The following is a 20440-nucleotide window of genomic DNA, read 5'->3' on the forward strand; positions in this document are numbered from 1 at the left end:
ACATAAACCGCCTTATTCCTTCTTTTAACATGAAGAAACAGGACAAAAAAATGGTTTATAATATATACATTAGGACCTAATAGATATTATATAGACTAATATAATCTATTAGGTCCTTTTGTTTTGAACTGATGCCCCTGTTTTCGTTAAAAAGAAATTGAATTTACGCATTAGATTCAATCGCATACAACAATTGCTCGGCACCAAACCTTTGATATTGATCAATTAATTTCATACCCATCCTATTGAAGATATTCCACCAGATATATTAGAAGCCATGAGGCAGAGTCATAAGCTAAATACGATGGATAACCTTAAGGTATCGCTCTATAACCCATCCATATGCATAAGAAAAAGAGGCTATACGCTCATACAAATGAACATATAGCCTCTTCATCGTTTAGTCTATTTGACATTTTCCTGTTTCTATAGATGTCCGCCGATTATTCTTTAACGGCGACGAACAAGATCCGCTCGCTCGTCGGGCCCGGCTCTGAATCGCCCAGATCCCCTACTAGCCTCTTTATACTGAAGCCGGCTTGTTTCAGCCATCCGAGATAATCTTCAACCGGATAAGTCCGCTGGTAATGGTCTTCCTCGAACCGCTCATAGAGCCCTGAATCGTTTTCGACGAAAAAGGTCAGTTCATGTTCGATGCTATTGGGTTCTTCACCCAAAAAGGAATTCCAGATATACGATACCTCTTCGCCAGCGTCGGCAAATGTTGCATCAGCGAATATTTGATGGATCTTATAGACGCTATGTACATCAAACAGGAAGAGTCCTCCTTCATGCAGATGTTCATATACTGCCGCAAATGTTTTTTTCGTTTCCTCTTCATTCCGCAAATAATTGAGAGAATCACAAAAAATAACTACACCATCATATACTTCTCCAGTATCAAGCTCCGTCATGTCCTGATGATAGAAGGGAAGGTTCAACTTTTGCTGCTCCGCTTTATCACGGGCAATAGACAGCATATCCTCTGAAAGATCGACCCCTGATACGTCAAAGCCTCTTTGAGCCAGGCGAATCGTGAACTCGCCTGTCCCACAAGCAACGTCCAGGACCTTTTTTCCAACCATGCCCGTTTTGCCCATCTCTTCTACAAATAAAGCGATCCACCGATCATAAGGGACATCCTCCATCAATATATCATAGACGGATGCAAAGCGTTCATAGCTCATTGTTCCAGCTCTTCAAGAATCGGAACGAGCGGGGCATCTCCCCATAAGCGTTCTAAGTTGTAATAGCTTCTTTCGTCACGGTGGAAAATGTGGGCAACAACATCGCCAAGGTCAACCAATACCCATTTGGCTTCATCGAAACCTTCAAGATGCTTTACGTCAAACCCTTTTTCTTGGGCCTTTTCTTTCATCTCACGGGCAATAGCTTGGACTTGCTTATCTGAGTTACCGTGGCAAATCAAGAAATAATCCGCTACCAGCGAAATGCCGCGCATATCTAAAACCATAATATCTTCTGCTCTTTTATCATCAGCTGCTTTTGCGGCTGTCATCAATAATTCGTTATCTTTTAACAAACTTATTCCTCCGTTTTCTTAACAAGATCATTGTATGCATGGAATGTATCAGGATAAATAGTGGACCGTTTGGACATTAAGAAAGAGATCGTGTTCCGCAATGCCATTAAAACAGCCTCGTCCAAATCTTCTTTCGCCGCTTCCCGCACTTCATCCAAGCCGGGAAACTGTCTTCCCGGCTCTATATAATCTGCGAGAAAAACAATTTTTTCAAGCTGTGTCATCCCCTGGCGGCCGGTTGTATGATACGTGATGGCCGACAGTACGTCTTTGTCGGCGATTCCTGCTTCCTGCTCCACAAGATATGCTCCGGCTGGCCCATGCCATAATTCCGAATGGAAATCCAACAGCTCCTTAGGCATATTCTGCTCTTCAATGATCTTTTTCAATTCTTCCTGCGGACGGTATTTTGCATAATCATGAAAAATACCTGCCATTTCTGCTTTTTTTGCATCATCTTGGAATCTTTCCGCCAATTGCACCGCTGTTTCCATCACTCTTACTGAATGGAGATAGCGTTTTTCCGGCAATTGTTCTTTCACTATTTGCATGGCTTTTTCACGATTCATACAGTGAGTTCACCTCGATATACTGTTGTACTGCCGGCAAGACTAAAAACTTAATTGATTTACCCTTTTTCACTTTATCTCTAATCATAGAAGATGATAAATAAATTTGGGGCGTATCCACCAGAATGACCGGATAAGGCGTTTCCGAGCTATAGGACGGCCTTTTGACACCGACAAAGGTCACCAGCTCCACCAGCTCCTCGATGCGGTACCATTTCGGCAAATATTCAATCATATCGGATCCAATTATGAAAAAGAATTCTGTATCTGGTTCCTTCTCTTTTAATTGTTTCATAGTATTATACGTGTAAGAAGGCCCCGGCGACTGCAATTCGATTTTTTCCAATTTAAAATACGGTTCTCCGGCGATGGACAGCTCCAGCATTTTCAGTCTTTCATCATTAGAAATACTCTCCGTCTTCTTCTTATGGGGAGGAGTATGATTGGGCATAAAACGGACTTCATCCAATTGCAGGGCAGATCGGACTTCATTGGCCAGAATGACGTGTCCAATATGGGGAGGGTCGAATGTCCCTCCCAGGATTCCTACTCTTCTCATTTTTTTGCCGGCAATTCAAGTTGTTTGTTTTCTTTGGACTCTCTATAAAGAACAACCGTATGCCCGATCAGCTGAACCAACTCAGCTTTTGTTCCTTTGACAAGCTCCTCTGCAACTGTGTCTTTATCCACATCGCAGTTTTGCAGGATGCTTACCTTCAATAATTCCCGCGCTTCCAAAGCATCAGAAATTTGCGCGATCATATTTTCGTTCACTCCACCTTTGCCCACTTGAAAAATCGGATTCAAATGGTGAGCAGTCGAGCGTAAAAATCGTTTTTGTTTTCCTGTTAACATAGTTAACCTCCTAATTTCTTCAAAACAATGCTTTTCATCCGGTCTGGATCCGGAGCTATGCCTGTCCAGATTTCGAATGCCAAAGCTCCCTGGTGTACAAACATCGGCAACCCATTTTGAATGGTGCAGCCTTTTTTTTCAGCTTCCTTCAAAAAGGCGCTCTTAAGCGGATTATATATGATATCGCTGGCAAAAGCTTCCGGCCGGATACGATCCAACGAGATTGGCATCGCTTCTGTATTCGGTTCCAAGCCGATTGAAGTAGTCTGGATGACCAAATCATACTTTTCCAGATTTTCTTCTGCTTCCGTTAAAGTCAGCGCCTGGGTGTGCACTACATTTCCCCCCGAGGCAATGAAATCCTCTATTCGTTGAACGGTTCGGTTGGCTATATCGATATGGCGCGCTCCTTCCTTAATCAGAGCGTGAAAAATGCCCTTTGCGGCACCGCCTGCCCCGATCAACAGGATATCCATGTTCTGGAGTGCAGCATTCAATTCTTCCTTCAACCCGCGGACATATCCAATTCCATCCGTATTATAGCCTATTAGCTTTCCCTTTTCTAATTTTACTGTATTGACAGCTCCCATTTTGGAAGCAAGCTCGTCTATTCCATCTAAGTAAGCGATCACTGCTTCTTTAAAAGGAACGGTTACATTGAATCCCTTCACGCCAAGGGCCTTCATTCCTTGAATAGCTTCCCTTAATTCATTTTGCTTGATATGGAAAGCATGGTAGTCAGCATCAATGCCTTGATCTTGAAATGCATCGTTATGCATATCCGGTGACATGGAATGTGCGATCGGATTACCAATCACTCCATAAAGTTGTTTCATTTCCGCTTCCCCTTCCCTATCATTTTAAGATTCCCATAGGCTTTCTGATACTGGATCAGCGGAACACCAAGTGACGGGAAACAACCATTCTCTATCGCTTCATGTTTAAGGACTGTTAATCGCCTTAATGGGCCTAGATGCTATTGATCATATAAGTGAAGGCCGCACCATCACTGCTACCCCTTTAGGGACATGGGCTACCACTTTAGCTCCCGGTTCATTGACGGTAATCCAGCCTAAACCAGAAAACACAATGTCGACATTCCCTTCTTTTAGCGAGAATGAGTGAGGCACTAATTCAGGTATTTCGTCTTCCGACTCTATAGATGGCGCTAAAAGTTCGCCCACATGCTCTTTATATAATTGATCGGCTTTTTCCAACTTTGTCCGATGGATACCGAGTTCATTCGATAGATAGCATGTAAATGACCGTCTTCCTCCAGCTACATAATCAAAGCGGGCTAATCCGCCAAAAAACAAACTTTGCCCTTCATTCAATTGGTAGACTTTCGGCTTGATTTCTTTTTTCGGCGTGATGATTTTCAGGTCTTTTTTATCTACATAATGCGCCATCTGGTGGTGGTTGATAATTCCTGGCGTATCCATGAGTGCATGTCCATCATCAAGCGGTATTTCAATGATGTCAAGCGTTGTTCCTGGGAAATGGGAAGTAGTGATAATATTGCCTTCGCCGCTTACTTCCTTGATTATGCGATTGATGAAAGTCGACTTGCCGACATTCGTACAGCCAACCACATACACATCTTTACCATTTCTGTAATGCTCAATGGCCTCAACTGCTTCGCCAATATTTGCTCCCTTAGCAGAGCTGACCAGCATCACGTCCACAGGTTTCAGCCCCAATTCCTTGGCACTCTGCTTCATCCAATTAATCAGCTTATTTTTCTTAACGGATTTAGGCAGTAAATCGACTTTATTGCCTATGAGCAACACTGGATTTTTGCCGACAAAACGGTGCAGGCCAGGCAACCAGCTGCCATTAAAATCAAAGATATCGACGATTTTTACGATCAGCGCATCATTCTGGCCGATTTCATGAAGAATCTTCAGGAAATCATCGTCCGTCAAAGATATATCCTGCACTTCATTATAGTTCTTTAAACGGAAACAGCGTTGGCAGATAATCTGCTCTCTTTCCAAAGCAGATTTCGGTGCATACCCCATTTCATCAGGGTTCGTTGTCTGTATTTCAATTCCGCATCCTACACATGATAATTTTTCATTTTCTGTCACTTTGGATCCTCCCAATTAAGCATCCCCTTCTTTCTGAAGGAAGATAAAATTCTTCGTTCTATTTTTCGGTTAAATTTTGTAAAAAAACCATCCGACTGCGCCACAGGCACAACCAGAATCGTATGGAAGCCGTTCCGGTTGCCGCCAAAAATGTCCGTCAACAACTGATCGCCAATAACCACTGTTTCAGACTTTTGGGTGCCCATTGCTTTGATTGCTTTGCGGAAGGCATTGCCCATCGGTTTTTTTGCTCTGAATATGAATGGAATCTTTAGCGGGTCCGAAAAGGACTTTACTCTTTGCTCATTATTATTGGATACAATCGTCACAAGAATTCCTTCATTGCGCATGCCGTCGATCCATTTAATCAGCTTCGGGGTGGCAGCGGGACGGTCCCATTCCACCAATGTATTATCTAAATCCGTAATAATCGCCTTAATGCCTTTTTCCTTAAGCGATTGTGGAGTTATTTCAAAAATACTCTTAACGTGCTGGCTTGGTAAAAAACCCTTAAGCATAATTACACCTCTACCTATTCTTGAATTCATCGATATTCATCATACCGAATTTTCTTCCTCTTTCAAAGTCTCTATATAAAAATCAATTATTCTTTCATTTACCGGACTGTTGTCCATAAAATAAAAATAAAATACTTTTCGACAAAGGTGCTGCCATATAACAATTGTGGATAACTTTATTCACATAAATAACTGCCATTATATTAAACAAATGGAATTTATAAACAATTTAACCACAACTTATCCACCGGCTTCTGTGGATAATAGAACGGTTGTTCTTAATGTTTCTTTTTGGTAAAGTAAGGATATTAAATACCGACAGACAGCATATATGTCCAGCTTCTTATAAATAGTACACTTTTTTTGACGGAGGTGAAAAGCTTAAGAGCTGAATGAAATGAATAAATTATCCGATGAGCTTTTAATTGAATCTTATTTTAAAGCTAAAAAACTGCAATTAAGCCCCGATTTCATACGCCTTATGGAACTAGAGATCAGCAAACGTTCTTTGAGCGCTAAAATCCGCAAAAGCTCTTAACGCCCATTAAACCAAACATTCCCATTGTTCAACTGAAGATGATTATAACGACAGCCTGATTTGCCACTCGCAAACCAGGCTATTCTTTTATAGCCTGCTTTACATATCCGAGGGTTTCCCCTACCTTCACTTCTGAATGGAGTGCAGCTTTTTCCGTTAACTCAAAGGTGTCCTTTTCGAATAACAGAACTACTGTCGAACCAAAACTGAAATAAGAGAATTCTTCCCCTTTTTGCAGTTGCTCGCCAGGATTTGTTATTTCAATGCTATTGACGAACATGGCTCCTACTTTCACGATGGCCATATGTCCCTTAGAATGCCTCATTTCTGTAATGATCCGAAAATTTTTGGAGAGGGGCTCCTTGCCGTATTTTAGCCCTAATGCATTAACCGGGTAGGAATTTTTCCCGAGCGACCATCTCTGCAACACTTTTCCGGCAACAGGAGAATGGATACGGTGGTAATGGCTTGGACTTAAATACAGGATCATATAATTGCCGCCAAGGTATTTTTGGAGTATGCTGTCATTTCCGAGCATTTCTTGGATGGAATATGTTTTGTTCTTTACGATTATCTTGCTGTCGGAGCGGATTATACCATAATCCTCAAAGACCCCATCTACCGGACTGACGACAGAATCCGGATGCTCATCAATCATTCGGGCTCCGGGCTTTAACGTTCGGGTGAATAAATCATGCAAGGTTTTATAGCTTCCATGATCTTGAGCCGCTTCTGCCATATTCAACTTGTATATTTTTATATAGGAAGGTATGACCGTCCTGCTAAATTTACTCCTGCTGAAGCGCTTTAAGACTCGGGAACTGCCTTTATGGTTCGTTAATTCAATCATTAAGCGATAAAGTTTTTTTCTCAAGAAAAATCCTCCAAAATGTAAAAATAATACTATATCTACTTGCATAATGTGGGATGAATAAAATATTATTATACAATAAGCAGACAGCATATGTCTCATCCATCCGGTTAAAAAAGGAGTGATTATGATGTTCTTATCGGATGTTTTAGATCAAACACTAAAAAAAATCAAATCACAAACTGCGAACTTAATGACATTAACCAATATGTCTCTTGGAGGGTTCGCTGTATTATCAGGTATAAATGGCAATTTGAATATTTCCATGTTATTTATTTTTATAGCTGCCCTTGCCGACCGTTTTGACGGTGCTTTAGCCAGAAAATTAAATTGTGAATCAGAGCTGGGAAAGCAATTGGACTCCATGAGCGATATTATATCATTTGGGGTCGCGCCTGCTGTTTTAATTTATCAGGCTGTCCTTGTACATTTCGGCGCACCGGGTATGTTTTTCACTGTATTTTATATAGGATGCGGCGCTTTTCGTTTAGCGAAATTTAACATCACCGAAAGCAATGGCTATTTTACCGGCCTTCCGATTACAGCTGCGGGCTGCCTGGCGACGCTTAGCTTCCTCGGCACCCATGCTTTACCGCCTATTTTTTATATGTTTCTTATGTGCCTTCTATCACTTTCAATGGTCAGCCCGTTTAAATTGAAGAAAGTGTAAGCCTTTATTCCCAATAAGCATGCTTAAATCGTTGGGTGTTTTATTTACAGCAAAAAAGACAAAATGACATTGCATTTTGTCTTTTTTGCTTTATCCCAGTTCGTGTTCAAATGGCAACATGAACTCAACTTAGTTCGGGTGGAGGGCATACACCCCCTTCACCCATCAATGTTTATTGCTTCTTACCCTGTACGGCCTGTGATTGCGTCAATTCTAGGAAAAGATCAATATCCTTCATGCATGTATCCACTGCTTTTTCCCAAAAGCCTTTTGAAGTGATATCCTCATCCAAATGTTTGCGGACCAAGTCCTCTACATTCATGCTTCCAGTGTCCTTCAGCAATGCGATATATTTCTCTTCGAATTCACCGCCGCTATGCAACGCCTTTTCATAAATCCCCAAGGAGAATAAATAACCGAAAGTATACGGGAAGTTATAGAAAGTGGTTCCAGTAATATAGAAATGCAGCTTAGATGCCCAGAACAATGGATGATACTCTTCTAATGAATCGAAATACGCTTCTTTTTGCGCTTCTACCATTAACTCATTCAGGCGGTCCGCTGAAACGAAGCCTTCTTTTCTTTCTTCATAAAATCTTGTTTCAAAAAGGAAACGGGCATGTATGTTCATCAATAAAGCAATTGTGCGCTGAATCTTATCCTCAAGCATAGCAATCTTTTCTTTTGTTGATTGCGCTTCATTTACAGCTGCATCGGATACGATCATTTCAGCGAAGGTAGACGCTGTTTCAGCCACATTCATGGCGTAATCCTGATTGAGCGGATGAACATCCCGCATTGCATAGGAATGGAAAGCATGCCCCAGTTCATGTGCAAGCGTAGATACATTGTTCAATGTGCCTGAATAGGTCATGAAAATGCGTGACTGGTTGCTTTCCGGGAAGCCTGTGCAAAAACCGCCCGGGCGTTTATTGGCGCGGTCTTCCGCTTCGATCCAAGCATCCTCGAAAGCCTTCTCGGTAAAAGCAGTCAACTGTTGGCCGAAACTAGCAAAATGCTTCAGAATAAATTGTGCGCCTTCATCATAAGAAAGCCGCTTTTGTTCTGTCTGATCAAGAGGCGCGTCCAAGTCATACCAACTTAGTTTTTCCAAGCCTAAAAGCTCTGCTTTGCGCTGTAGGAATTTATGCATATGCTCTTTCCGATCGGTTATGGCGTTCCACATGCTGTCCAGCGTTTCCTTCTTCATGCGGTTTGTTTCCAGCGGCTCCTTCAGGAAATCATCCCAACCGCGGCTTTCGTATACATTCAACCTGAAGCCGGCAATATGGTTTAAGGCATGCGCAAACAACTCTTCTTGCTTTTTCCACGCTTTTTCCCACTCAACGAACATTCTTTGGCGGACGCTGCGGTCTGGGTGGGCGAAAATATTATGTGCCTGCCCCACAGACAGTACTTTTTCTTCACCATCTACCACAAAAGGAATTTCGATGGATCCGACTATGCTATCGTATAAATCGCTCCAACCATGATATCCATCGACACTTAACTTCTCAATCAGCGTTTCTTCAGCAACGGACAATTTCTCTTTGGCCTTATTTCGTCTTTCATTCAAGATAAAAGAGATTTCCCGCAAAGAATCGCGTTCAATCAACTCCGCAAAGAAGCCATCGTCGAGCTGAACGAGCTTTTCATCCAGCTTAGCTGTGATTCCCTTTGCTTTTGCTATGTATGCCGTCAATTGCGACCCTAATTGTTTTGCGCCCTGGTCCTTAACATCCTGAGCCGCTAAACACTCGATAAAGGCGCTTGCCTGCATCAGGCGGGAGCTGATCTTTTCATACTGCGACATGATGGATGCCAATACCTGCTCATCCCCATCCGTTGAAGTGACTTGCCAGTTTGAAATATGAATGTCCAGCTTCTCTATATCTGATTTGATTTCATTCATATACTGGGCAAATTCAGGTGAAGCACTTCCACCTTTAAAAAATACATCTAAATCCCAAACCTCTGAATATGACAATTATTTCTCCTCCTTTACATATTACTGATTGTACCATTTTCAGAAAACTATTTCTATTTGATAAATATTAGTTGTGTATAGCTATTTAGCGATATTTTCGTGAATAAACAAGCCCGTTTTTGATTGTACAGACACGTTCCTTCCTACACGAACATAGTATTTCATATAGGCAAATGTCCACAGGAAGAGAAGGTGATACTATGAGCGGATTACTGGCGGCATTTGGATATGTCATGAAAGAAGTAATCCTGTTAGTTTCGTATGTGAAAAATAATGCTTTCCCGCAGCCCCTCTCGTCCAAAGATGAACAAAAATACTTAAAAATGATGAGCGAAGGAGACCCTGAGGCAAGAAATTTATTAATTGAACATAACTTAAGGCTTGTTGCCCATATTGTCAAAAAGTTTGAGAACACAGGCGAGGATACAGAAGATTTGATATCCATCGGCACGATCGGATTGATCAAAGCCATCGAAAGCTACTCGGATGGCAAGGGAACCAAACTCGCTACCTATGCTGCCCGTTGTATCGAAAACGAAATCCTCATGCACTTGCGCGCCACCAAAAAAACAAAGAAAGATGTCTCCCTTCACGATCCGATCGGCCAAGATAAAGAAGGCAATGAAATCAGCTTGATCGATGTGCTTAAATCTGAATCAGAAGATGTAATTGATACGATCCAATTGAATATGGAAATCGAAAAAGTGAAGGAATATATCGATGTGCTGGATGAAAGAGAAAAAGAAGTGATTGTCAATCGTTTCGGGCTGGGATTATTCAAAGAAAAAACACAAAGGGAAATCGCCAAGGAACTCGGCATTTCGAGAAGCTATGTATCAAGGATTGAAAAACGGGCGCTCATGAAAATGTTCCATGAATTCTACCGGGCAGAAAAAGAACGCCGGCGGCAATAATGCCTATAGGGAAGATGAATTCCTTCTACCCACAGAATCGCTTTCTGCTGCAATATTTGTCATTTCCACCAAAGAATCAATGATATAATCGGCATTTTCTGCAGTGGTCCAGGTTGTTTTTTCCATATTGCAATCATGCCGGCTGCTTTGGCGGCATCGATCTTATTTACAGGGTGGTCACCCACAAAAGCACTTTCATACGGCTGTAGCCTAAAGCTGCCATGGCTTTACGGAATAGGTTTGGATCTGGTTTGGCCATTCCTTCCCATTCAAAGATGAAAATGCCGTCAAACCTGCCTGCTATCTGTAAGGCCTGAATGCTCTTCATTTGAAAGGCTCCTTCCCCATTGGTGACAAGCCCAAGCTTGATATGCCGATTCCTTAGATAGACCAGCGTTTTTTCCATTCCTGCAAACGGTACACAGCTGTTATGGATTGATTCCGGTAATCCTGCAGAAGATCCTGCCAATCAATATGCTTCACATGAAAATCCGCTTCCATTCTTTGATACACTAAATCCTTTGGCGTATACCCATGTTCATCAAACTCCAGGAGACGTGAAATGGATTCGCCTATATCAATATGATGCAAGGCCTCTCTATATCTTTGGTACTGGCCTTCTATGAAATGTTGCAACGATTGGTCCCCGTCCAATAGTGTCCCATCAAGGTCGAAAAAGACCGCTTTAATCATACTCCATATCCTCTTGCTTCTAAATTCGAACGGCGGTTTTATAAAGTAAGACTTTGATCATCAAGGGTTTTTATTTCTCCTCTACCGGTGATTAGTTGACCCAATCTGATTCTTGCTGGCGCTTGATCTCCTTCTTGCGCTTTCTTTCACACTTGTGTTGAAGCGTAAGTTTTAGCGCCGGTTACAATAGAAAAAAACTCTTTCAGCCTGTTTAATCGAAGGTTGAAAGAGTTTTTCTTTGTTTACGATTCTACACTAATCTCAGAGGCGATAATAACCCCTATAACGGACGTACAAATCAAAGCCATTACAACCATGAACATTGTACAACCCCTCCGTTTTCCATTTACTGTTATACAAATAGTTTATCATGGAAAATGAAAAACAGCTTTCTGGCATTTCGAACATTTTAAGTCAATATAAGGAAAAGACAGTTAGCCAGTATCCTTATAAATATAAAACTTTTTCATGCTTTTTGCTATTCGTGCCATCACGATCTCCACCTTTCTGGACTGCTTGTATTTCTGCTTTCTCTTCAATTATTGCATATGGCGATATTGAAGCATCTTCAAGACATATTCTTCATGGCGTTGCTTTGATTGTTCGTAACGGATTGCTTCTTCTGCCGTCACTTTATTTCTTTTAAGGATGACGGTAAAAAATAGTAAATTGATTGTCATTTTGTATCACCTCATTTCTACTTGCGGCATACATCCTCTTATTCATTCACCCAACACAAAAAGCCTCAGGGAATACACTTCCTGGGGCTTCATGCATCCGCTTAAAAGCGAGCGCAAAAAAGCCACAGGAGAATACATTCACCTGTGGCTCTGTATTAATGGATAAAAGGAAATAAAATCCTTCTAATAAATACCTGAACCTGCAAGGCCGAATGTACCATTATATAATTGGATGGACATGGATTTACGGAGCAATAATGCAATAGCTGTAATCATGTTCTTCGACCTCCTTTTCCTCAGAATTTATTATATGGTAAGTATATCCAAAATTGCCATATTTGTAAACCTCTATTTTTACAATTAGGCTTTCTCTTTTTGAATTGATCCGGATGGCAGGGAATATATGCATTAGAAAACCCTACTAGAGAACCAAAAAAGCCCTGGCTGTTAAAGCCAGAGCACTCAATTAAGAAGTAAACGGATCGTCTTCCTGATGATACTTCTTTTTATATGAAAGTGACAAAGTAAAGAACACGGACGAACCAATTAATAAAATCAACGTTGCAACTGGCAGGAAAGCATAATGTTCCCGGCCTTCATGCATTCCGATCAGAGTACCGAAATAGGTAAACACAGAAATGCACAATAAACTATACGCAAAACGCTTGTAATCTGTCATTTTTTCGCGGTATATGCGCCCTTTTGATTCTTGTTTCATCCCATTTCCTCCTCTCCAGATATATCACTTAAGTCACTTTACCATATCTTTCGAGAGGGCCGCCAGGTATGTTGATGGCAGGAGAGGAAAGAACTTTCCATACGTTCATTATTGATGCTTTAATTCTTTCAACATGGACAGAACCAATTGTGAAGAGTTCACGGCTGCCGTCTCAAGGAATTGGTCAAAAGAAATGTTCGATTCTTTGCCGGCAATATCAGATAATGCCCGAATAACCACAAACGGCTTATTGAATTGGTAAGAGACCTGCGCAATTGCTGCCGCTTCCATTTCGGCTGCTTGAAGATCTTCAAATTTTCCCCGCACAAATTCTACTCTTTCCGGATCGTTCATAAAAGAATCTCCTGTGGCAATGAGACCCTTCACTACATTGATGCCTTCGATGGCTTTAGCTGCTTTCTCAGCGATCAAAATCAGCTGTTGATCAGCCATATAGGTTGCCGGCATTTGCGGAACCTGGCCGTAAGCATAGCCAAATATAGTAGCATCTACGTCGTGGTGGACCACTTCCGATGAAATGACAACATCGCCCACTTTTAACGCCGGCGAGAAACCGCCAGCAGATCCGGTATTAATAACTGCATCCGGATTATATCTTTCTAACAGAATAGCAGTGGACATGGCTGCATTCACCTTACCAATCCCTGATTTAAGGAGGATTACTTCAGTACCCTCTAATGTTCCGACTGTGAATTCACATCCGGCAATATGGTCTTGTTGCGCATTCTCCATTTGGCCCCGTAGGATCGTTACTTCTTCTTCCATAGCTCCTATTATGGCAATTCTCATATATTTAACAACCTTTCTATCCTCTAATCACGGCATTCATCAGCCGGACATTTTTTATAGGCAGTGCATGTTTGGAAACAGGTTCGTTCCCCTTTAAAATATAACTGCAAACCCTATTCTACCACCATTGGGCAACTGCATGCTATATTGTTTTGTCCCATTCTAACTGGCGCTAATACTCCCGCTTTAACATTTCACTTCATATTGCTTTTAAAATTAGAATTTAAGGTAAAGAGAACCTGCAAGAGGCATCAGAATCGTGGTATAATCTGTTCAGAACTCCTGAATTCTTTGCCTGATCCTATCAATATCTTTCTAACAATCAAAACGGGAGAAAGGAGAAAAAATGGATTTTTCATTTGATTTAATCGAAGATAAAATTGAATTCTTTGAAAGTACTTCTTTAAAAACGCTTGAACAAGAGGTCCAGAAACAAATCGATATCAATAAAGCCATAATGCTGCAAGTGGCATCAGTCTCCCACCAAATGCATGTAGGCGAACATGGAGACCGCCTGTATAGCGCTGTTGTCCACTTTAAGCAGAAAAAAGCATAAGCTCTTCCCATTGAGGAACGGAGCTTATGCTTTTTTCATATTAGGCTACTTTGCCTTATTTCAATTTCTCCACTTTGACCGGCTTCCAGCCTCCATCCACCCAGTCTATCTGCACGCGGTAGGTGGCTGATCGATCTTTAGTGGTAACAGTGCCGACCGCCTTATCGGTTGCCCCGTTATTGCCAAGCCATGAGATTGTCATGTTGCTTTGGTCGATTCCTGCTCCAGCAGCCAAAGCTGCCTCCATTGCTTTCCAATCAGCTGAACCCATTGTATAGTCAGCGACGTGCTTGCCGTTTTCAGATTGAGTTGTGCCAGTAGAGGCGTTTTTTTGTTCATCGGCTTCGGAACCCTCATCTGCATTCTCAGTATCCGTTGCCTGTTGGTCTTGATTGTTTTCTGAATTGTCTTCATCTAAGGAAGATTCATCGTCAGACACTTGGCTTTCGTCGTCCGATCCTTGTTCCTCAGCGTTATCATCATTGGAGTCAGAAGCATTTGTTTCCGAATCGCCATCTTCTTTTTTATCTTCAGTTGAGTCATTGGCTGTTTGTTCCGAATTATCGCTTACTTTTTCCTTAGGTGTTGATTGATCGTTGTCATTGCTGCCCATGAAAATGGATGCGCCTACGATGACAATGGCGATAATGACAACAGCAAGCAATATATTGTATATCTTATTTGCTTTCCGTTTTTTCCCCTTTTTGGCGGAACGAGAAGCATATCTTGAAGATCCGTCATCTCTCATTCAGTATCACCTCTGTTTTATATTCATCCCCCATTGTAACATGGACACTTCCTTTATTTGAAGCAATAATAACATGGACCCGGCGAATTAACACCATTTGCTACTTTTGGCCTTATGGCATTATGGCAAATCCTCCAACTTTGATACCTTGGTTAGAAAATCAGCAACAAGCCTTGTAGCGCTTCGGTCATCCTGCTGAGCTTCCAGCCTGACAGCTGCGATTGCATATTTAGGATGGTCAGCCGGGAAGTAGCCAGCGAACCACATATTAAGCTGTTGTTTCTCTTTGTTGGTTTGGGCAGTCCCTGTTTTCCCCGCTACTTGAAAGGGCAGCGACTGCAAAAGGGCTGCCGTCCCCTTGGGGGTTGAGACAACAGATGCCAGCAACTGTTGAAGCTTCAAAGCGGTTGAATGCGAAATGGATGCTCCTTTCTGCTGGTCTTCTTTAAAAGATGCTGCTGTTGTTCCATTCGCGAAGTCAATCCTGCTCACGGCCTTTACCATCCTTCTCTCTCCGCCCCTCGCAATGGTTGCCATCATATTTGCGGCTCCAAGCGGGGACACCTGGACATCCTGTTGGCCGATAGCGGTCTGGGCTACTAATTTTTCCTCTTGCTTGCTTGCCCCTTCCAACCAGACTCTTCCAAACTCTTCTCCATATAGTTGGACAACCCTAGAATGGTACACATTTCCGTTCCAGCCTGATTGACCGACAAGCTGCAGTTTCTCTGCATATTTCTCCAATAAGCCAGGATCTTTTTTGCTTAAGGAAATAGCCAGGTCGCCGAATGTTTTATTGCAGCTTTGCGCAAAGCTATCCCCGAAATGCAATAAGCCAAGGGGCCGCTCCTTTTCTTGCGTGCCCTGTATGGTTTCATTGCAGTTGAATGTCATGGCATCATCCACCAAGTTTTCCTCTATTGCAGCCGCTGCTACCACGGTTTTAAACACAGAGCCCAATGCAGCCTGCTGTACCATTTTATTTTTGGCCCCATCACCTTTATTCGGGTCTTGCCCTTTAGTGAAGGCAGGCCTCGAAACACTAGCTCTGATTTCGCTGGATTCAATATCGATCAGAATTAAGCCACCCTTTTGTATGTGGTTTTCCTCCACCGCTTCCTCTGCCGCCTCCTGGAGCCTCTGATCCAAGGTCGTTTTAACCTTCACGGGGTATAATGGATTTCCCGGAGCCAAATACTTGATATCAACACCGAATAAAGGGCCTCCCATTCCATCTACATGGTAAACGAGTTTAGATTCGCCATCCGAAAGCAAAAATTCATCCAACTGCTCTTGCAGTCCCTTATCGCCTACCTTTACCTCTGATGCTAAATGCCTTTTGCCATAGCGTTTCTCTTTTATTTCTTTTGAAAGCGTCAAGCCCCCCAATAGCTGCGGAGCAATCAGTTTATCCATGGGCATCAACCGGAAAGCGGCAAAAACGCCCGGTATCTTTAAGGCATTGATTGTTTCCATTTGCTTCTCGCTAAGAGGCAGTGGTTTCCCCCCCTCTGTCAGGACGAAAGGTTTCTTTGCGCCTTTTAATTGTTTAGACAATGAAAACTCGTCCACACCAGCTATGGCTGATACCTTCTCAATCGGCCAGGCCATTTCATTCAAGAAAGGAAACAGAATGAGAGCCGGTACGGCTTTATGGTTGATGGGCGCTCCGGTCCGATCGTAGAATTTGCCTCTGCCGTCATCCAAGGTGATACTCTGCACCCTTTGCTTTACACTTTCTTCCAGCAAATTCAGATGATACTTTGAGAAAGACTCTGTCCTAACTAATTGAATGTCTATCAGTCTGGCGAGCAACACTAAAAACATCCCCAAGAATAACACAGCAGTTGCTAGTGCCCGTTTTTTCCGTAACATAAAGAAACACCTCATCTCCTATTGTCGACGAGGTGTTTCTATTTAAAACCTATCTACTAAAAAGCTTTCTGCGGACAGAGCTTAATTATTTCACTGAAATAATGCGGACATTCATGTCTCCGCCCGGTGTTTGAACCACTACTTCATCTCCAACTGCTTTGCCGATCAAGCTGCGGGCAATCGGAGAATCATTGGAAATCTTGCCTTCGAACGGATCTGCTTCAGCGCTTCCGACGATTGTGTAAGTTTCTTCATCCCCATTAGGAAGTTCCACAAATGTAACCGATTTCCCTAATGAGACATGATCTGAATCCAATTCATCTTCTTCGATGATTTTAGCGTTGCGGATCATATTTTCTATTGTCGTGATGCGGCCTTCAACGAATGCCTGCTCTTCTTTTGCTGAATCGTACTCTGAGTTCTCAGATAGATCGCCAAAACTGCGGGCAATTTTAATACGCTCCACTACTTCTTTACGTTTTACAGATTTTAATTGTTCCAATTCATGTTCCAATTTTTCTTTTCCCTCTTTAGTCATAGGGAAGACTTTTTCGTTTGCCAAGACCTTTCACTCCTTCTACATAATCAAACGGGCATCTCGCCCGTCGAGTTTACTTACTTGCTGGAATGCATAGGCATTCCGTTCCGTTTTTCTCTGATCTAGCTTCAAACACCCAGCGGCTAGGGGACTTCGCCATTTTCTCTACGATAAGTCAACATCAGTTCGTTCCTCACCGTGTTTCCTTTATTTTGAGAAGAAGGCCTCCAGTTTGTACGGAGCTAAACGGTCGCCTCCGCTTTTCTTAATATTATGTAAAAATACATAATTGCGCGTCCTTTGAAAAAAGGGCGCGCATTTTTTCTTATTAATTTTATAAGTTGAAGATTTTTTCCATAATCAACCTATATTTTATTATACATTATACAAGACATGTTATTACAAAATTGTCTTTTGTTCAAGGATTGTTTTGATTTTTGTAACCATTAAATCAATTGCGACATGATTTTGCCCGCCTTCAGGGATGATAATATCGGCATATCTCTTTGTCGGTTCGATGAATTGGTTATGCATCGGGCGGACGACGGACACATATTGGTCTACTACAGATTCGATGGTCCGTCCCCGTTCCTGGATATCCCTCACCAATCGGCGCAGAATGCGAATATCAGCATCTGTATCAACGAATAGCTTGATATCCATCAGATCACGTAAGCGCGCATCTTCAAGAATAAGAATCCCCTCAAGGATGATAACGTCCTTTGGTTCTACAGTAACCACTTCCTGTGAACGTGTATGCATGGCGTAATCGTAAACAGGCTTATCTATATATTCGTAGTTCAAAAGTTTTTGTATATGTTCGATCAATAAATCATTATCAAAAGCCAGTGGATGATCATAGTTGGTTTTTAGTCTTTCCTCGAATGGTAGGTGACTTTGATCTTTATAATAATAATCCTGCTCCAGCATCAAAATTGAGCGTCCTTTAAAGCTTTCGATAATGGCGCGCGTTACGCTTGTCTTTCCTGAGCCTGAACCTCCTGCAACTCCTATGACGATCGGCTTTTGTTTCATAGCGCTAGTTCTCCTTTCGCATCATGTTGAACGGATACACTGGTGTAGTCATCTTGAATTTTACAATCTGCAAAGGATGACGTGCTGCATCAAGTTCATTTCCTTTTTCATCCCATATTGTATCAATAACGTACGTAAAATTCTCTATATCCGGTCCGAAGAATTCCACTTCGTCGCCTGGTTTGAAGAAATTGCGCTGCTGCAGGGTAACCATTTCCGTATCAGCATCATAATCAAGCACTAGCCCTGCAAACTCGAATGCCGTCTTTTTGCTATGGTCTCCAAACATTTGCTCCTTATACCCAGGAATTCCCTCAAAGAATGCCGGGGCTGTGTCGCGGTTTGCGCATTTATCCAATTCTTCCAGCCATTCAGGCTTAATCACAAAGTTATCCGGATCGGCACAGTACGCATCAATTACTTTTCTATACAAGCCAACAACTGTTGCCACATAATGGATCGATTTCATTCGCCCTTCAATCTTCAGGCTGTCGATTCCAAGTTCAATCATTTTCGGCAAGGATTCAACCAGTTTTAGATCTTTCGGGCTCATAGCAAAATGTTCATCGCCTTCAGCGAACAGCGCTTGTTCCCCTTGCTCGGTTTGCTGGTACAGATCATAATCCCAACGGCATGATTGGCAGCAGCCTCCACGGTTGGAATCCCTGGCCGTCATATGGTTGGATAGCGTACATCTGCCGGAATAGGCGATGCACATCGCACCGTGAATGAATGTCTCTACCTCGATATCCACTTTTTCTTTTATCTCGCGGATATCTTCCGCACTGGCTTCACGCGCCAGTACAACCCTATGCATTCCAGCTTCTTTCCAGAATTGGACTGCTTTCCAGTTGGTTAGGGATTGCTGGGTGCTCAAGTGGACTTCCACATTCGGAGCGACTTTGCGGCATGTCTCAATAATGAGCGGATCAGCCACGATGATGCCGGATACCCCAGCAGCCTCCAAGCCCCGCAAATAATCATCCAAGCCATCGATATTCTCGTTATGGGCATAGATATTGGTTGTTACGTAAATTTTTGCTCCATATTGTTTGGCGAATTCGACGCCTTCTTTCATTTCCTCAAATGTGAAATTCCCTGCGTTGGACCGCAGGCCGTATTCCTGTCCGCCGATATAGACCGCATCAGCACCATAACGGACAGCGATTTTTAATTTTTCCAGATTGCCTGCCGGCGCAAGCAACTCAGGTTTTTTAACGATCACTCGTTTACCATCGATTATTTTTGAAATATTATCAGTAATAGCTTTCAAGGCTATACCTCCATCTCATATATTCATTAATACACTGTTTCTTTAAAGAAGAAGCCTGTATCTACTTTGCGGTTTACCGGTTGGATGCTTTCAATTTCCGAAAGCAGGCTGTCTTTTATTTCATCGTATACCGCAGGGTCCTCTACACAACTGTCGATTGCCTTGCGGTACAATTTAGTAACTGAAGCCAGATATGACTCGTCCTTCAGGATTCCATCGATCTTGAAGGATGAAATGCCTGCTTCAATCATTTCTTGCAGTTCATCAATAATGCAGATATCATTTGGGCTCATGATATGCGTGCCGTTGGCATCCTGGAAAATCGGGTATTTGTTATTCCGTTCGTCATCGTGGAGGAACATTGTTCTATTCGCCCGGATTTCCTCAATCGGCAGCTGTTTTCCTTGATACTCAAAATAGTTGCCGACCAATGAACGGCGTGATTGGAACATGCAAGTCATCCCGTGGACCTGCACTTCCAGTTCCACTTCACTGTGCTCGGCCATTTCCAAGATGGCATCCATATTGATTTCACGCGCCAGAACAGCGCGCTTGGCCCCTTTTGTTCCCCAATAATTGCAGGTGAACCAGTTGGTTGCTGTAGTTTCGGTATTCCAGTGAAGCTTCATATCAGGGGCAACTTCCTTAGCAGCCATCAATACGGCAGGATCACCGAAAATCACCGCATCCGCTTTAGCCTCTTTCAAAAAGGCCAGATAATCGGACAGCTCGTCCACCAAATCATTATGGAAGATAGCGTTCATCGCCACATAGACTTTCTTCCCTTTATGATGGGCGATATCAATCGCTTTTTTTACGTCTTCCCGCGTGAATTCCCCTGCTAACCGCAGGCCATAGCGCTGCTCGCCGATGACGAAAGCATCTGCGCCAGCCTCAATCAATGGTGTTATGCTATCTACACTTGTTGGTGTAACCAAAAGTTCAGGTTTTTTCATATC

The 20440-nt window shown here is 42.5% G+C and carries 25 protein-coding genes; 4 read left to right on the forward strand and 21 right to left on the reverse strand.

Annotated features, from left to right (window positions below; translation table 11 throughout):
• Window positions 1-443: 443 nt before the first annotated feature.
• From BN1765_RS14695 to BN1765_RS14730, 8 genes are all read right to left on the reverse strand, one after another.
• Entirely contained in the window at window positions 444-1187 is a 744-nt protein-coding gene (locus BN1765_RS14695; RefSeq protein WP_050615839.1) for a class I SAM-dependent DNA methyltransferase, read from the reverse strand.
• On the reverse strand, window positions 1184-1519 hold the full coding sequence (rsfS, locus tag BN1765_RS14700) for a ribosome silencing factor (RefSeq protein ID WP_050616798.1): 336 nt from the start codon (window positions 1517-1519) through the stop codon (window positions 1184-1186). The genes BN1765_RS14695 and rsfS overlap by 4 nt, the downstream gene beginning before the upstream one ends.
• 26 nt (window positions 1520-1545) lie before the next feature.
• Window positions 1546-2112, reverse strand: a complete 567-nt coding sequence (gene yqeK, locus BN1765_RS14705; RefSeq protein ID WP_050615840.1) for a bis(5'-nucleosyl)-tetraphosphatase (symmetrical) YqeK — start codon at window positions 2110-2112, stop codon at window positions 1546-1548.
• On the reverse strand, window positions 2102-2671 hold the full coding sequence (locus BN1765_RS14710; RefSeq protein ID WP_050615841.1) for a nicotinate-nucleotide adenylyltransferase: 570 nt from the start codon (window positions 2669-2671) through the stop codon (window positions 2102-2104). The genes yqeK and BN1765_RS14710 overlap by 11 nt, the downstream gene beginning before the upstream one ends.
• On the reverse strand, window positions 2668-2967 hold the full coding sequence (yhbY, locus tag BN1765_RS14715) for a ribosome assembly RNA-binding protein YhbY (protein ID WP_050615842.1): 300 nt from the start codon (window positions 2965-2967) through the stop codon (window positions 2668-2670). Before yhbY ends, BN1765_RS14710 begins: the two co-directional genes overlap by 4 nt.
• Before the next feature lie 2 nt (window positions 2968-2969).
• Window positions 2970-3803, reverse strand: coding sequence for a shikimate dehydrogenase (gene aroE, locus BN1765_RS14720; RefSeq protein ID WP_050615843.1), 834 nt, complete (start codon window positions 3801-3803; stop codon window positions 2970-2972).
• 147 nt (window positions 3804-3950) lie between these two features.
• The gene (yqeH, locus tag BN1765_RS14725; RefSeq protein ID WP_050615844.1) at window positions 3951-5057 is read right to left on the reverse strand and encodes a ribosome biogenesis GTPase YqeH; all 1107 of its coding nucleotides are present in this window, start codon (window positions 5055-5057) and stop codon (window positions 3951-3953) included.
• Window positions 5054-5575 carry a YqeG family HAD IIIA-type phosphatase gene (locus BN1765_RS14730; RefSeq protein ID WP_050615845.1) on the reverse strand — a complete coding sequence of 174 codons (522 nt, stop codon included), beginning with the start codon at window positions 5573-5575 and terminating at the stop codon, window positions 5054-5056. The genes yqeH and BN1765_RS14730 overlap by 4 nt, the downstream gene beginning before the upstream one ends.
• A 397-nt stretch (window positions 5576-5972) precedes the next feature.
• Here BN1765_RS14730 and sda point away from each other — a divergent pair, with 397 nt between their 5' ends.
• Window positions 5973-6113: a sporulation histidine kinase inhibitor Sda gene (gene sda / locus BN1765_RS14735; protein ID WP_050615846.1), complete on the forward strand. Its 141-nt coding sequence runs from the start codon at window positions 5973-5975 to the stop codon at window positions 6111-6113.
• A gap of 79 nt (window positions 6114-6192) precedes the next feature.
• Here sda and BN1765_RS14740 read toward each other — a convergent pair whose 3' ends face one another.
• Complete coding sequence (locus BN1765_RS14740) at window positions 6193-6987, reverse strand: phosphatidylserine decarboxylase (protein ID WP_050615847.1); 795 nt, start codon at window positions 6985-6987, stop codon at window positions 6193-6195.
• A 127-nt stretch (window positions 6988-7114) separates the two neighbouring features.
• On the opposite strand from BN1765_RS14740, the gene pssA reads away from it, so the two are divergent.
• Window positions 7115-7654, forward strand: a complete 540-nt coding sequence (gene pssA / locus BN1765_RS14745) for a CDP-diacylglycerol--serine O-phosphatidyltransferase (RefSeq protein WP_050615848.1) — start codon at window positions 7115-7117, stop codon at window positions 7652-7654.
• A gap of 172 nt (window positions 7655-7826) precedes the next feature.
• Here pssA and BN1765_RS14750 read toward each other — a convergent pair whose 3' ends face one another.
• A complete protein-coding gene (locus tag BN1765_RS14750) occupies window positions 7827-9641 on the reverse strand; it encodes a M3 family oligoendopeptidase (RefSeq protein WP_050615849.1) in 1815 nt (604 codons plus the stop codon).
• 200 nt (window positions 9642-9841) lie between these two features.
• Between BN1765_RS14750 and sigK the strand changes: the two genes are divergently transcribed.
• Entirely contained in the window at window positions 9842-10555 is a 714-nt protein-coding gene (sigK, locus tag BN1765_RS14755; RefSeq protein ID WP_050615850.1) for an RNA polymerase sporulation sigma factor SigK, read from the forward strand.
• Window positions 10556-10721: 166 nt separating this feature from the next.
• On the opposite strand, the gene BN1765_RS20505 is transcribed toward sigK, so the two are convergent.
• From BN1765_RS20505 to mtnN, 5 genes are all read right to left on the reverse strand, one after another.
• On the reverse strand, window positions 10722-10961 hold the full coding sequence (locus BN1765_RS20505; RefSeq protein WP_230199537.1) for an HAD family hydrolase: 240 nt from the start codon (window positions 10959-10961) through the stop codon (window positions 10722-10724).
• Window positions 10937-11248, reverse strand: a complete 312-nt coding sequence (locus tag BN1765_RS20510) for an HAD family hydrolase (RefSeq protein WP_050615851.1) — start codon at window positions 11246-11248, stop codon at window positions 10937-10939. Before BN1765_RS20510 ends, BN1765_RS20505 begins: the two co-directional genes overlap by 25 nt.
• A 539-nt stretch (window positions 11249-11787) precedes the next feature.
• Window positions 11788-11928: a YrzI family small protein gene (locus BN1765_RS19630; RefSeq protein ID WP_075050815.1), complete on the reverse strand. Its 141-nt coding sequence runs from the start codon at window positions 11926-11928 to the stop codon at window positions 11788-11790.
• A gap of 466 nt (window positions 11929-12394) precedes the next feature.
• On the reverse strand, window positions 12395-12646 hold the full coding sequence (locus tag BN1765_RS14765; protein ID WP_050615852.1) for a YrhC family protein: 252 nt from the start codon (window positions 12644-12646) through the stop codon (window positions 12395-12397).
• A gap of 108 nt (window positions 12647-12754) precedes the next feature.
• A complete protein-coding gene (gene mtnN, locus BN1765_RS14770) occupies window positions 12755-13456 on the reverse strand; it encodes a 5'-methylthioadenosine/S-adenosylhomocysteine nucleosidase (RefSeq protein ID WP_050615853.1) in 702 nt (233 codons plus the stop codon).
• Between the two features lie 346 nt (window positions 13457-13802).
• On the opposite strand from mtnN, the gene BN1765_RS14775 reads away from it, so the two are divergent.
• Entirely contained in the window at window positions 13803-14012 is a 210-nt protein-coding gene (locus BN1765_RS14775; protein WP_050615854.1) for a DUF2536 family protein, read from the forward strand.
• A 55-nt stretch (window positions 14013-14067) separates the two neighbouring features.
• Here the strand turns inward: BN1765_RS14775 and BN1765_RS14780 are convergent, their stop codons facing one another.
• The 6 genes from BN1765_RS14780 to BN1765_RS14805 form a co-directional block, all read right to left on the reverse strand.
• Window positions 14068-14760 carry a YrrS family protein gene (locus tag BN1765_RS14780; protein WP_050615855.1) on the reverse strand — a complete coding sequence of 231 codons (693 nt, stop codon included), beginning with the start codon at window positions 14758-14760 and terminating at the stop codon, window positions 14068-14070.
• Window positions 14761-14880: 120 nt separating this feature from the next.
• On the reverse strand, window positions 14881-16635 hold the full coding sequence (locus BN1765_RS14785; protein ID WP_050615856.1) for a penicillin-binding transpeptidase domain-containing protein: 1755 nt from the start codon (window positions 16633-16635) through the stop codon (window positions 14881-14883).
• An 85-nt stretch (window positions 16636-16720) separates the two neighbouring features.
• Complete coding sequence (gene greA, locus BN1765_RS14790; RefSeq protein WP_050615857.1) at window positions 16721-17197, reverse strand: transcription elongation factor GreA; 477 nt, start codon at window positions 17195-17197, stop codon at window positions 16721-16723.
• A 375-nt stretch (window positions 17198-17572) separates the two neighbouring features.
• A complete protein-coding gene (gene udk / locus BN1765_RS14795) occupies window positions 17573-18208 on the reverse strand; it encodes a uridine kinase (RefSeq protein ID WP_050615858.1) in 636 nt (211 codons plus the stop codon).
• Between the two features lie 4 nt (window positions 18209-18212).
• The gene (locus BN1765_RS14800) at window positions 18213-19481 is read right to left on the reverse strand and encodes a peptidase U32 family protein (RefSeq protein WP_050615859.1); all 1269 of its coding nucleotides are present in this window, start codon (window positions 19479-19481) and stop codon (window positions 18213-18215) included.
• Window positions 19482-19507: 26 nt separating this feature from the next.
• Window positions 19508-20437 (reverse strand): peptidase U32 family protein, encoded by a 930-nt coding sequence (locus tag BN1765_RS14805; RefSeq protein ID WP_050615860.1) that lies wholly within the window; start codon window positions 20435-20437, stop codon window positions 19508-19510.
• Between the last annotated feature and the right edge of the window lie 3 nt (window positions 20438-20440).

The organism is Bacillus testis (genome assembly GCF_001243895.1).
GTDB lineage: Bacteria > Bacillota > Bacilli > Bacillales > DSM-1321 > Bacillus_AD > Bacillus_AD testis.